The sequence below is a fragment of the Bradyrhizobium sp. HKCCYLRH3061 genome, assembly GCF_051168015.1.
Lineage (GTDB): Bacteria > Pseudomonadota > Alphaproteobacteria > Rhizobiales > Xanthobacteraceae > Bradyrhizobium.
The window spans coordinates 523,497-536,526 of record NZ_JBNPUE010000001.1; the positions used below are offsets into that span (position 1 = coordinate 523,497).

Consider the following 13,030-nt stretch of genomic DNA (forward strand, 5'->3'; position numbering starts at 1 on the left):
GAGCGGAAAACAGAGTTACAATTTTTGGGCTTTATTTCCATTTCCTGCAAGGCAAAATCGCCCGACAAGAACAAGGCACAGGTGAGGACGCACGAATGACGGGGCCGATCAGGCACATCGTGATGTGGCGGCTACGCGCCGAGACGGCCGCCGAGCGCGCCGCAGCCCGGCTCAAGGTCAAGACCCTGTTCGAGGGCCTCAAGGGCCGGATCGACGGCCTCACCCACATCGAGGTCGGTCTCGATGTCAGCGACGTCGACTACGCCTGCGACGTCGTCCTGTTCTCCGAATTCGCCAGCAGTGCCGCGCTGCACGCCTATGCCTCGCACCCCGAGCACCTGCGCGTGCGCGAGCAGCTCGGCGACATCAGGATCGGCCGCTTCCAGGTCGACTATCCCATCGCTGCGGCGACCGGCGCGTGACCGGGGCGTTCATCTTCGACGGCCTGCCCGGCCGCCCCCTGCCCGGCTCCAGACCACATGGCAGATCAAGCCAATGACGGACGGCATCGATGCCCCTTCCTGACCAACGCCTCGCCTTCATCGGCATCGGCAAGATCGGCCTGCCGATCGCGGCGCGGCTCGCCAAGGCCGGCTATGACGTCACGGCGTTCGATCCCAACGCCGAGCGGCTCTGCGAGGCGCGCGCGCTCGGCATCGTCGCTGCAACGTCCGCGACGGAGGCGGCGCGTGACCATGCGGTGGTCATCGCGTCCCTGCCCGACGACACCGCGCTGCGCGCGGCGATGCTCGGCGACGGCGGAGTGATCGCGGCCATGGCACCGGGCGCGATCCTGATCGAGACCAGCACCGTGGGCGTCGACGCCTCGAGCGCAGTCGCCGCGGCCGCCGGCGCGCGCGATGTCGCTTATCTGCGCACGCCGATCTCCGGCAATGCCAGCATCGCCCACACCGGCGAGCTGACCTGCTTCGTGTCCGGGCCGAAAGCGGCCTTCGCGCGGATCACGCCGCTGCTGCAGGCTTTCACGCGCGCGCAGACTTATCTCGGCGCGGCCGAAGAGGCGCGCTATGCCAAGCTCGCCGTCAACCTGATGATCGCGACGACCGCGGCGATGATGGCCGAGAGCCTGGCGCTGGCGCGCAAGGGCGGCATCGCCTGGCCGGACATCCTGCAGGTGCTGCACGACAGCGCGGTCGCCTCGCCGATGGTGAAGTACAAGACCGCGCCGCTGCTGGCGCGCGACTTTGCCGCGACGTTCTCCTGCGCGCAGATGGCCAAGGATCTCGATCTCATTCTCGGCGCCGGTCACGCCGTCGGCGTGCCGCTGCAGCTCGCGGCGCAGGTCCGCGAGACCTATGCCGCGCTGATCGCGCAGGGCGAGGCCACGACCGATTTCCTTGCCACTGTCCGTCATGTCGAACGGCTGTCCGGGCTCGGCGAGCCCGTCTGAAAGGAGCCGCCTCGTGCGCAACTTCAACGAGACCACGATCACGGATGCCGTGCTCGACCGCCTAGCGGGCGCGAGCGATGCGCGCATCAAGCAGATCAGCGAGGCGCTGGTGCGCCATCTCCATGCCTTCGTGCGCGAGGTCCGTCCGACCCAGCAGGAATGGGAGTTCGGCATCGACTTCCTCACCCGCACCGGGCAGATGTGCGACGACAAGCGCCAGGAATTCATCCTGCTGTCTGACACGCTCGGCGTCTCCATGCTGGTCGACGCCATCAATCATCCCGTGCCTGAAGGCGCCACCGAGACCACCGTGCTCGGCCCGTTCTTCGTCCAGGCCGCGCCGGAGCGCGCCAATGGCGACGACATCGCGGGGCCGATGAAGGGCGATCCGCTGCTCGTCACCGGCTCGGTGTCGCGCACCGACGGCCGGCCGCTCGCTGGCGCCGTGGTCGACGTCTGGCACTCCGACGATGACGGCTATTACGACGTGCAGCGGCTCGAGCAGATCGGCGATCTCGCCATGCGCGCGCGCTTTCGCACCGATGCCGGCGGCCGCTTCCATTTCTGGTCGATCAAGCCCGCCGCCTATCCGATCCCCGATGACGGGCCGGTCGGCGACATGCTGGCGGCGCAGGGACGGCATCCGTGGCGGCCGGCGCATGTGCATTTCATGATCTCGGCGCCGGGCTTCGAGCGGCTGGTGACCCATGTGTTCGTCGCCGGCGACCAGTATCTCGATTCCGACGTCGTGTTCGGCGTCAAGGACAGCCTGATCCGCGACTTCACGCGCTGCCCGCCGGGCCGTGCGCCAGATGGCCGCATGGTGGCGGAGGGATATTTCCATCTCAACTACGACTTCGGCCTGAAAGCGCTTGCGGAGCGCGGCGATCGGGCTTGAGCTGAGCGGACGACAAGGACCGTCAAGAGTCCTGTCGTCGTCGAGGAAGCGGACGGGAGGAACGATGGAGTTGCGGGTCGGCACCGGCGCATTGGCCGAGCGGCTTTCGTGCCTGATCGGACCACGCGCGAGCGTCGCGCGCGGCGTGCTGGATCAGCACGGCCGCAGCGAGTCGTATTATCCCGCGATGCCGCCCGACATCGTCGTATTCCCGGAGACGACGCAGGAGGTCAGCGCCATCGTCGGGCTGTGCGCCGAGGCCGGCATGCCGATCGTGCCGTTCGGCGCCGGCACCTCGCTCGAAGGCAATGCCGCGGCGGCCGCGGGTGGCGTCTGTTTCGACTTCGCTCGCATGAACAAGGTGCTGGCCGTGCATGATGCCGACATGGACGTCGTGGTGCAGCCCGGCATCACCCGCAAGCAGCTCAATGCGGAGCTGCGCACGACCGGCCTGTTCTTTCCGATCGATCCCGGCGCCGACGCCTCGATCGGCGGCATGAGCTCGACCCGAGCCTCCGGCACCATGGCGGTGCGCTACGGCACCATGAAGGACAACGTCCTCGCATTGGAGGTGGTGCTGGCCGACGGCCGGGTGATCCGCACCGCGAAGCGTGCGCGCAAATCGGCCGCCGGCTATGACCTGACGCGGCTGTTCGTCGGATCGGAGGGGACGCTCGGCGTGATCACCGAGATCACGCTGAAATTGCATCCGCTGCCCCAGGCGATCTCGGCCGCGACCTGCAGCTTCCCGACCCTGCACGACGCGGTCGACACCGCGATCGCCCTGATCCAGTCGGCGGTCCCCGCCGCCCGCATCGAGCTCGTCGACGACGTCATGATGCGCGGCATCAACGCCTACTCCAAGCTCGGCTATCGGGAAGCGCCAACCTTGTTCCTCGAATTCCACGGCTCCGAGGCGGCCGTCGCCGAGCAGGCGCAGACGGCGGAGGCGATCGCTTCCGAGCATGGCGGCCGCGGCTTCGCCTGGGCCAAGGCGGCCGAGGACCGCAGCCGGCTGTGGCACGCGCGCGACAACACGCTGTACGCCGGCCTGGGCCTGCGGCCAGGCGCGCGCGCGGTCATCACCGATGTCTGCGTGCCGATCTCGCGGCTCGCCGAATGCCTGACCGAGACGCGCCGCGACGCCGACGCCAGCGGCTTCCTCGCGCCGATCGTCGGCCATGTCGGCGACGGCAATTTCCACATGCTGATCCTGGTCGATCCCAGCGATGACAGCGAGCTCGCCGGCGCCAAGGCGCTGCAGGCGCGCATGGTGGCGCGCGCGATCGCGATGGACGGCACCTGCACCGGCGAGCACGGCATCGGCCTCGGCAAGATCGACTATCTCGAGGACGAGCTCGGCGGGGCCGTCGCCGTGATGCGCGCCATCAAGGCCGCGCTCGATCCCGCCGGCCTGATGAATCCGGGCAAGATCTTCGCCGGCGGAGCACCGTCATGAGCGCGGCGGCCGCCATCGCAGCTCCATCGCCCGCGCCGCTGCTGGAGCTGCGCGGCATCAGCAAGTCGTTTCCGGGCGTCAAGGCGCTGGACGACGTGTCGTTCGCGATCTACCCGGGCGAAGTCCACATGCTGCTCGGCGAGAACGGCGCCGGCAAATCCAGCCTGATGAAGGTGCTGTGCGGCGCCTACAGCGCCGATGCCGGCGAGATCATCTCCAAGGGCGCGAAGGTCGAGATATCATCGACGGCCGACGCGCAGAAGCTCGGCATCGCCGTCATCTTCCAGGAATTCTCGCTGGTGCCGTTCCTCGACATCGCGCAGAATATCTATCTCGGCCGCGAACCCAGAGGCCGGCTCCCCGGCACCATCGACCGCCGCAAGATCCTGGCCGACGCCAAGCGCGTGCTCGACACGATCGGCTTCGACATCGATCCCTCCGTCATCGTCGACACGCTCGGCGTCGCGCAGCAGCAGATGGTCGAGATCGCCAAGGCGATCAGCCAGAACGCGCGGATCCTTGTGATGGACGAGCCGACCGCGGCGCTGTCCGACCGCGAGGCGGAGCTGCTGTTCGCGCTGATCAGGCGGCTGAAGGCCGACGGCGTCGCCATCGTCTACATCTCGCACCGTATGGCCGAGGTGTTCGCGCTCGGCGACCGCATCACCGTGCTGCGTGACGGCCGCCGCATCGACGATCTCAGGCCCGCCGACGTCACCCCCGACCAGCTCGTGCGCATGATGGTCGGGCGCAATATCGACATGAGCTATCCGCGCCATTTCGCGGAAACGCCCGGCGAGCTCGTGCTGGAGGTCAGGGGACTGAGCGCGCCGAGCGGGATTGCCGACATCAACATCGAGGTGCGGCGGGGCGAGATCGTCGGCCTGTGCGGCCTCGTCGGCTCCGGCCGCACCGAGGTGGCGCGCGCGATCTTCGGCGCCGATCCGGTCAGCGAAGGCGAGATCATCTTCGACGGCAAGCCGATCGCGGGCGAGCCCGACATCGCCGCGCGCCGTGGCATCGCGCTGATCCCCGAGAGCCGCAAGAGCGAGGGCCTGGCGCTGCTGCGCTCCGTCGGCGACAACCTCGTGGTGTCGGCGCTGAAGAAGCTGTTTCCGAGCGGGCTGTACGATCCCCGCGGCGCGCAGCGCACGGCCGACGGGCTGATCCGGCAGTTGCGCATCGCAACGCCCACGGCGCGGCAGACGGTCGGCCTGCTCTCAGGCGGCAACCAGCAGAAGGTCGTGATCGGCAAGTGGCTGGCGGCCGGCGCCAGGCTGTTCATCTTCGACGAGCCGACCCGCGGCATCGACGTCGGCGCCAAGTCGGAGATCTTCGCGCTGATTGACCGGCTGGTCGCCGACGGCGCGGCCGCGCTGATGATCTCGTCCGAGCAGATCGAGATCTGCCACGTCTGCGACCGGGCCTATGTGATGCGCGAAGGCCGCATCGCCGGGCATTTGTCACGGGGCGAGCTGACCGAGGAGAATATCGTGCGACTGGGGATGCATGATGACTGACACCGCCATCGTCTCGCCGATCCGAACCTTGCAGCGCATTCCGGGCGTGGCGATCGTGCTAGTGCTGCTGATCGCGCTGTTCGGCGCGATCGCGCCCGGCTTCCTGTCGGCCGCAAACCTCTCCAACGTGCTGGTGCAGTCGACGATCCTGACCATGCTCGCGCTGCCGATGACCCTGATCATCATGACCGAAGGGCTCGACCTGTCGATGGGCGCGGTGCTGACCTTGACCTCGCTCTGCGTCGCCATCGTCTCGCTCGCGACCAAGTCGGTGCTGCTCGGCCTCGGCGCCGCGGTGCTGGCCGGCGCCGCGTTCGGCACCGTCAATGGCTGGCTGGTCGCGGTCGTCGGGATTCCGCCGTTCGTGGCGACGCTCGCCACGCTCGGCATGGCACAGGGACTGTCGCTGATCGTGAGCGACGGCCAGAGCGTGGTCGGTATTCCCCACGGCGTCCGCGACATCTATGCGGCGACGCTGCTCGGCATCCCCGTGCCGATCGTGATGGGGCTTGCCACCTACGCCGTGTTTCACGGCCTGCTGTATCATACCAGGTTCGGCACCTACATCTTCGCGCTCGGCGGCAACCGCGAGGCGCTGCGCTATGCCGGCCTGTCGCCGACAAGGCTCCTGATCGCGGTCTATGCGATCGGCGGCACGATGGCGGGCATCGCCGGACTGCTGATGACCGCACGGATGAATTCGGGACATCCGACCGCGGGGCTCGGGATGGAGTTCGACGCCATCGCGGCGGTCGCGGTCGGCGGCACCTCGTTCGAGCGCGGCAATGGCTGGCTGCTCGGCACCGTGCTCGGTGTCATCGCCGTCGGCGTGCTGCGCAACGGGCTCAATCTGGTGTCCCTGCCCTCCTCGGTGCAGGTCGCCAGCGTCGGCGCGCTGGTCATCGTCGCGATGTTCCTCGACGGCCTGCGGAGCCGATCATGACCGACATCGCCAAGGACACGCTGCCGCCGCCGCGCTCGCTCCTGTCGCAGAACGCAGCGCAGGTGTTCTATCGCATGCTCGCCGCGCTGTTGATCTGCGCGGCGCTGACCGTGCTGAGCGACTCCTTCCTCAGCCTCGGCAACATCCTCAACGTGCTCAGGCAGGCGAGCCTGACCTTCTTCATCGCCTCCGGCCTGACCCTGGTGGTGCTGACCGCCGGCCTCGATCTGTCGGTCGGCGCCAACGTCGCGCTGTCGGCGTGTCTCGCCGGCACCGTGATCCATCAGACCGGCTCGCCCGTGCTCGGGATCCTGACCGGGCTGCTCGCGGGCGGCAGCGTCGGCTTCCTCAACGGCTTCATGGTCACGGCGCTGCGCATCCCCTCCTTCATCGCCACCTACGGCATGCTGTGGGTGCTGAACGGCGTCACCTATTGGTACATGGCGGGCGAGACCATCCACGGCTTTCCGGCCGGCTTCCGCCAGATCGGCAGCGGCTATCTGCTCGGGCTGCCGATCCCGGTCTATCTGCTGCTGGTGTTCCTCGCGATCGGATCGTTCTTCGCGCAGCGCACGATCTGGGGCCAGGAGATCTACGCCATCGGCGCCAATCCGGTCGCGGCGCGGCTGTCCGGCATTCCGGTCGCGCGCCGGCTGCTGCTGGTCTACACGGTGTCCGGCACCATGGCCGGGCTCGCCTCCATCATCTTCCTGTCGCGGCTCAACTCGGCCGAGGCCGACATCGGCGAGAGCCTGACCTTGCCGGCGATCGCCGCGGTGCTGATCGGCGGCACGTCGCTGTTCGGCGGCGTCGGCACCGTGTTCGGCACCTTCATCGGCGCCCTGATCCTGACGCTGGTGCTGAACGGCATGAACCTGCTCGCGATCAGCGCCAACTGGCAGCCGCTCGTCACCGGCATCATCGTGATCATAGCCGTCTGGCTCGACATGAAGACAAGGCGCCCGACGCAATGAACTGGAAGACAACCAAAAAACGAGGGAAGGAAACGACATGCAACACCGGATCACGCGCTGTCTCGCGCTGTCACTGCTGATCGCCGCTGGCGTGACGCAGGCCCGCGCCGACGGCGAGACCATCGCCGTCTTCACCAAGAACCAGACCAATCCGTTCTTCCAGACGGTGCGGGTCGGCGCCGACAACATGGCGAAGGTGCTGAACGCCAAGATCCTGCACTACATTCCGACCAAGCCGGATTCGATCCCCGAGCAGCTCAGTCAGATCGAGGACGTCGTGGTGAAGAAGCCGAGCGCGATCGTGTTCACGCCGGTCGACTACAAGGCGATGGTGCCCGGGGTCGAGAAGATCAACGACGCCAAGATCCCCGTCGTCAACATCACCGACCGCTCGGCCGGCGGCAAGTTCATAGCCTTCGTCGGCGCCGACGACTACAGCCTGGGCCTCGAGACCGGACGTTTCCTGCTCAAGACGCTCGGCGGCAAGGGCAACATCGTCATCATCGAGGGCGTCAAGGGCTCGCTGACCAATGTCGACCGCGTCCGCGGCTTCAACGACGCGCTGAAGGAAAACCCCGGCGCCAAGCTGCTGGCGTCGCAGCCCGGCAACTATCAGCGCCTGCAGGCGCTGCAGGTGATGGAGAACCTGATGCAGTCCAACCCGCAGATCGACGGCGTGCTCGCCGCCAACGACGCGATGGCGGTCGGCGCGATCGAGGCGCTGGACGGCGCCAACCGCAAGGCGCAGGTGATCGGCATCAACGGCACCAAGGAGGCGATCGACGCGATCAAGTCCGGCAAGCTGCTCGCCAGCGGCGACTACAACGGCTTCGCCCAGGGCTGCCTCGGCACCATGATGGCCGTCCGCGCATTGCGCGGCCAGCCGGTGATCAACGAGATCGTGCTGAAGCCGACTGTCATCACCAAGGACAATTATCAGCCGTTCGACGTGGCGCTGGAACAGCGGACCTGCCCGAGCTTCGAGGATGCCGGCAAGCTCGGCGCGAAATAGGATCAGCCATCAGTCCGGAAGCAGGACAGCACGCCGCCGTCCTGCTTCGACTTGCGGAGAGAATTCATGCTGTTTGCGATTCATGCCCTCGACAAGCGCGACGCGCTGCCGGTCCGGCTTGCCAACTACGACGCGCACAAGGCCTATCTCGGCGACAGTGCCCGCCTTCCGGTCACCATCGTGATGTCCGGTCCGCTGGTTTCCGACGAAGGATCGAAAATGATCGGAAGCCTGTTCCTGGTCGAGGCTGCCGGCCGCGCCGAGGTCGAAGCCTTCAATCGCGCCGACCCGTTCGCCGCGGCCGGGATCTGGGAGAAGGTGACGATCACCGGCTTCCTGCGGCGCCAGGGGTAGTCAGCCCTTCAGCTCGACGCCGGCCAGCGCCTCGCTCAGCTTCGCCAGCGCCGTGTGGTCCTGGCCCGGTCCGAGCAATCCCTGCGCGCTGGCGCTCAGTTCGCGGCAGAGATTGGAGAACGGTGCAGCGACGCCGCTGGCGCGCGCGACCTCGAGCGCGATCGACAGGTCCTTCACCATCAGGTCGAGGCCGAAGCCGCTGTTGAACTGGCGCGACAGCACGAACTGCCTGAACTTCTTCTGCGTCGAGTTGTTCATGCCGGTCGAGGCATTGAGCACGTCGGTCATCAGGCCGGGATCGATGCCGAACTGCTGGCCGATCAGCAGCGCCTCGATGCCGATCAGGAAGCCGCCGGCCGAGACGAGGTTGTTGAGCGCCTTCATCGCCTGGCCGGAGCCGAGACTGCCGATGCGGTGGATCGTGGTGCCCATGGCGCGCAGCAGCGGCTCGACGCGGTCGAGCGCGGCCGCATCGCCGCCGGCCATGATCGCGAGCTGGCCGGTCACCGCGCGCGGCACGCCGCCGCTGACGGGCGCATCGAGCATGGTCACGCCGAGCGGGGCGAGATCGGCCGCAATCGCCTGCGTGGCCGCCGGCGCGCCGGAGCTCATGTCGATCAGGATGTGATCCTGCTTCAGGCCCGCGCGCAATGCCGCGACCGCGTCCGCGACATGTTTGCTGGTCGGCAGCATCGTGATGATGACATCGGCATCTGCCGCTGCCTCCGCAAGATCCCCCGCCGTGATGCCGCCGACCCGGCGCGCGAAATCTTCGGCGCGACCGGGCACGGCATCATTGACGGCGACCGCGAAGCCGGCGCCGAGCAGGCGCGCGGCCATCGGCCAGCCCATGTTGCCGATGCCGACGAACAGGACCTTTTGCGGCACGCTCATGCGCCGTCCTTCTTGGCGATGGCGCCTTCGGCGAGGAGCACCTCATGGGCCGCCTTGAACGCCTCGAGGCCCGCGGGAATGCCGCAATAGACGGTCGCGTGCAGCAGGATCTCCTTGATCTCGTCGACCGTGACGCCGTTGGTGAGCGCGCCCTTGACGTGCAGCTTCAATTCGCTCGGCTTGCTGAGCGCGGTCAGCATCGCGAGATTGATGATGCTGCGGGTGCGGCGATCGAGCCCGGGCCGGGTCCAGGCATAGCCCCAGCACATTTCGGTGGTGATGTGCTGGAACGCCATCATGAAGTCGTCGGCCTTGGCGAGGCTGCCATCGACATAGGCCGCGCCGAGCACCTCGCGGCGCACCTTCAGGCCCTTCTCGAACAATTCCTTTTCGTCACTCATCCGCTCGTCTCCCTTGTAACACCTGACGTCATTAGCGCTTCGCCGCGCGGACTGACAACAACGCCGCACGGCATGCGTCGTCGCGTCCGTGCGGCGGAATTGACCGGAGCCCCGGCTCCACTGATCTAGCCGTGCTTGACGATCAGGGTCTTCATCGCGGCGAGCTCGTACAGCGCCTCGAAGCCCTTCTCGCGGCCGTGGCCCGACTTCTTCATGCCGCCGAACGGCAGCTCGATGCCGCCGCCGGCGCCGTAGCCGTTGACGAACATCTGGCCGACCTTGACCTTGCGCGCGACGCGCATCGCGCGCGAGCCGTCGCGCGACCAGACGCCGGCGACCAGGCCGAAATCGGTGGCGTTGGCGAGCCTGACGGCGTCGGCCTCGTCGTCGAACGGCATCGCCGCCAGCACCGGACCGAACACCTCCTCGCGCGCCAGCTCGGAGTCGCGCGCGACGTGCTGATACAGCGCCGGCGCGACGTAGAAGCCCTCGCCGGGCACGCCTTCGGCGATCCTGCCTGTCGCCACGCGCCTGGCCCCGCCGCTTTCGGCGCGCGCCAGCATGTTTTCGATCCGCGTCTTCTGGACCGCGCTGATGACCGGGCCGAGATCGAGGTCCATCTCCGGCGTACCGGCCGTGATCTTCTCGAAGCGCAAGGTGAGGTCGGCGAGGAAGCGGTCCCAGATCGAGCGCTCCACCAGCACGCGCGAGCCGGCCGAGCAGGTCTGGCCGGCGTTCTGCACGATCGCCGCGGCCACCGAAGTCAATGCCGCATCGAGATCGGCGTCGGCGAACACGATCTGCGGCGACTTGCCGCCGAGCTCAAGCGTGCAGCCGATGTGATTCCTCGCAGCCGCGGTCTGCACCAGCGTGCCGACCTCGGGGCTGCCGGTGAAGGAGATGAAGTCGATGCCGTCATGCGCCGACAGCGCCGCACCCGCCTCCTCACCGAGACCCGGCACGACGTTGATCGCACCGGCGGGGAAGCCGGCTTCCGCCGCGAGCTCGGCAAGACGCAGCGGCACCAGGCAGGCCTCCTCGGCCGGTTTGATCACGGTCGCGTTGCCCATCGCCAATGCCGGCGCGACGGTGCGGCCGAACATCTGCCCCGGATAATTCCATGGAATGATATGGCCGGTGACGCCGAGCGGCTCGTAGACGGTCGTGACGAAGAAGCCGTCCAGGAAAGGAATGGTGTCGCCATGCACCTTGTCGGCGGCGCCGCCGTAATATTCGAAATAGCGCGCGACGGCGACGACGTCAGCCCTGGCCTGCTTCATCGGCTTGCCGGTATCGGCCGCTTCGAGCTTCGCGAGCTCCTCGGCATGATCCTCGACGAGGCGGCCAAGCTTCGACAGCAGGCGCCCGCGCTCCACTGCGGCGAGCCGGCCCCACGGCCCTTCGAGCGCACGGCGCGCCGCCGCTACGGCAAGATCGATGTCCGCTGCGTCACCGGCGGCAATCGAGGCGATCACCTGGCCGGTCGCCGGCGCCAGCATCGCGATGGTGCGGCCCGACTGCGCGGGCTGCCACTTGTTGTCGATGAAGACGCCCTTGGCGGCAGGCAGTTTGACATTGGCGTTCATGGCAGCTCTCCGACTTCCTTTGCAGCTCGTCCGCGGGTCATCTCAGACCTTTGCACGGCGCATCCCCTCAAGCTGCGCGACAGCCGAGGCAAAGAAGGCGTGTGACCATGGCCGGATTGGCCGGCCGCTCCTCGTTTGCGCTGCAGCGGTGATGATGCCCGATGGATGCGTCCGACGTTTCTGTCAGACAATCCGGGAGCCGTCCAGAACCGGACGTGGGGTGCACGCGAACGTGCGGCGCGCGGCCCTGCGGGGCTCGCGCGCGATCGGCCGCGACATCATCGTCGCAAGACTCGTCATCTGGCTTGCCGCCTGGTCCGGCAAGCGGTCGGGAACGCTCGTGGCCGGCGCGCGACTACGCGCCGGTTCTCGCCTTGCTCGCCGCGATCTGGTGCAGCGCCCATCTCGCGTTCTTGCGAACGTCGGGATCGAGATCGTCGGCGACCAGCGCGAGGTACGGCTCGCCGTCGGGCGCGGCGATCTCGCCCAGCGCAGCCGCCGCCTCCTTGCGCAGATTGGCCTGCTCGTGGGTGACGCATTGGCCGATCGGCCGCACCGCATGCAGCACCTTCATGCGTCCGAGGCTGCGGATCGCCTTCAGGCGCACCTGCCAGAACTCATCCGCCAGGCAGGCGATCAACGGATCGGCGGCGACGGCACCATTGACATTGAGCCCGAGCGTCTCGGCCGCCATCTCCCGCACCATCCAGTCGGAATCCCTGAGTGCGCGGGTGATGGTCTCCGCGGCGATCTTCATGTGCGAGAAGGCGAGCGCACTGACCGCCGCGCGGCGGACATGCGCATCGGGATCTCCGATCAGCGCCGTCAGCGCCGGAATCGACTCCTCGAGCTTGAGGAAGCCGATGACGCCGATCGCCTGCACGCGGACGGCGGCATCCGGATCCTGCAGCGCCTCCAGCGCCGGCTTGAGCGTGTCCTTGCGCCGCAGCTCCTTCAGCGCGCGCAGCGCGCCCATGCGGACGAAGGCATGCGCATGCGTCACCAGCGGCAGGATGGCGTCGGCCGAAGCGGGATCCTTGAACTCGGCGAGACTGTCGGCGGCCGCCGAGGCGACGATCCGCTCGGGATCGACGAGCAGCTGGACCAGCGCCTCCGCCGCCTCCGGCCCGTCGAACTCACCGAGCGCCATGGCGACCTGCTGGCGCACGCCGGCGTCGGGATCGGCGACCATCTTCGCCAGATGCGCGACCGCGGCGGGATCGCCGGAATGTCCCAATGCGATGATCGCGACCCGCCGCTCCGCCGGATCGGCGGCGCCGAGCCGCTCGTCGGCGTCGTCGAGATCGTCATAGGCTTCGAACGGGCTCGACATGATCACCTCAACAGATAGGGAATGTTGACGGTGACGGCGCCGGTCGGGCAATCCGCTTCGCAGGGCATGCAGTACCAGCATTCATCATAGGCCATGAAGGCCTTGCCGGTCATGTCGCTGATCCTGAGCACGTCGAGCGGGCAGACGTCGACGCAGACCGTGCAGCCCTTGTCGGCGATGCATTTGGCGTCGTCGACGACGACCGGAACCGACGTCTGATAGGTGGCAAGAGGCATGTCTCGTTC

14 protein-coding genes are annotated in these 13,030 nt (G+C 67.7%); 9 read left to right on the forward strand and 5 right to left on the reverse strand.

Going from position 1 to position 13,030, the window contains the following annotated elements; all coding sequences use genetic code 11:
* Positions 1–95: 95 nt before the first annotated feature.
* From ACQR2C_RS02505 to ACQR2C_RS02545, 9 genes are all read left to right on the forward strand, one after another.
* Positions 96–422, forward strand: a complete 327-nt coding sequence (locus ACQR2C_RS02505; protein WP_434845739.1) for a Dabb family protein — start codon at positions 96–98, stop codon at positions 420–422.
* A gap of 89 nt (positions 423–511) precedes the next feature.
* Positions 512–1,411: an NAD(P)-dependent oxidoreductase gene (locus ACQR2C_RS02510; RefSeq protein ID WP_316181632.1), complete on the forward strand. Its 900-nt coding sequence runs from the start codon at positions 512–514 to the stop codon at positions 1,409–1,411.
* Between the two features lie 13 nt (positions 1,412–1,424).
* Positions 1,425–2,309: an intradiol ring-cleavage dioxygenase gene (locus tag ACQR2C_RS02515; protein ID WP_434880351.1), complete on the forward strand. Its 885-nt coding sequence runs from the start codon at positions 1,425–1,427 to the stop codon at positions 2,307–2,309.
* 64 nt (positions 2,310–2,373) lie between these two features.
* Positions 2,374–3,768, forward strand: a complete 1,395-nt coding sequence (locus tag ACQR2C_RS02520; protein WP_434880352.1) for an FAD-linked oxidase C-terminal domain-containing protein — start codon at positions 2,374–2,376, stop codon at positions 3,766–3,768.
* On the forward strand, positions 3,765–5,288 hold the full coding sequence (locus tag ACQR2C_RS02525; protein ID WP_434880353.1) for a sugar ABC transporter ATP-binding protein: 1,524 nt from the start codon (positions 3,765–3,767) through the stop codon (positions 5,286–5,288). The genes ACQR2C_RS02520 and ACQR2C_RS02525 overlap by 4 nt, the downstream gene beginning before the upstream one ends.
* On the forward strand, positions 5,281–6,231 hold the full coding sequence (locus ACQR2C_RS02530) for an ABC transporter permease (RefSeq protein ID WP_316236910.1): 951 nt from the start codon (positions 5,281–5,283) through the stop codon (positions 6,229–6,231). The genes ACQR2C_RS02525 and ACQR2C_RS02530 overlap by 8 nt, the downstream gene beginning before the upstream one ends.
* Positions 6,228–7,205, forward strand: a complete 978-nt coding sequence (locus ACQR2C_RS02535; protein ID WP_316236909.1) for an ABC transporter permease — start codon at positions 6,228–6,230, stop codon at positions 7,203–7,205. Before ACQR2C_RS02530 ends, ACQR2C_RS02535 begins: the two co-directional genes overlap by 4 nt.
* A 37-nt stretch (positions 7,206–7,242) precedes the next feature.
* On the forward strand, positions 7,243–8,217 hold the full coding sequence (locus ACQR2C_RS02540) for a sugar ABC transporter substrate-binding protein (protein ID WP_434880354.1): 975 nt from the start codon (positions 7,243–7,245) through the stop codon (positions 8,215–8,217).
* Positions 8,218–8,283: 66 nt separating this feature from the next.
* The gene (locus tag ACQR2C_RS02545) at positions 8,284–8,571 is read left to right on the forward strand and encodes a YciI family protein (RefSeq protein WP_434880355.1); all 288 of its coding nucleotides are present in this window, start codon (positions 8,284–8,286) and stop codon (positions 8,569–8,571) included.
* Here ACQR2C_RS02545 and ACQR2C_RS02550 read toward each other — a convergent pair whose 3' ends face one another.
* From ACQR2C_RS02550 to ACQR2C_RS02570, 5 genes are all read right to left on the reverse strand, one after another.
* A complete protein-coding gene (locus ACQR2C_RS02550; RefSeq protein WP_434873213.1) occupies positions 8,572–9,465 on the reverse strand; it encodes an NAD(P)-dependent oxidoreductase in 894 nt (297 codons plus the stop codon). It abuts the gene before it with no gap.
* Positions 9,462–9,866: a carboxymuconolactone decarboxylase family protein gene (locus tag ACQR2C_RS02555; RefSeq protein WP_316236905.1), complete on the reverse strand. Its 405-nt coding sequence runs from the start codon at positions 9,864–9,866 to the stop codon at positions 9,462–9,464. Before ACQR2C_RS02555 ends, ACQR2C_RS02550 begins: the two co-directional genes overlap by 4 nt.
* A gap of 125 nt (positions 9,867–9,991) precedes the next feature.
* On the reverse strand, positions 9,992–11,452 hold the full coding sequence (locus tag ACQR2C_RS02560) for an aldehyde dehydrogenase family protein (RefSeq protein ID WP_434880356.1): 1,461 nt from the start codon (positions 11,450–11,452) through the stop codon (positions 9,992–9,994).
* A gap of 355 nt (positions 11,453–11,807) precedes the next feature.
* Positions 11,808–12,785, reverse strand: a complete 978-nt coding sequence (locus ACQR2C_RS02565) for a HEAT repeat domain-containing protein (RefSeq protein ID WP_434880357.1) — start codon at positions 12,783–12,785, stop codon at positions 11,808–11,810.
* Positions 12,786–12,787: 2 nt separating this feature from the next.
* Positions 12,788–13,021, reverse strand: a complete 234-nt coding sequence (locus tag ACQR2C_RS02570; RefSeq protein WP_006609939.1) for a 4Fe-4S dicluster domain-containing protein — start codon at positions 13,019–13,021, stop codon at positions 12,788–12,790.
* Between the last annotated feature and the right edge of the window lie 9 nt (positions 13,022–13,030).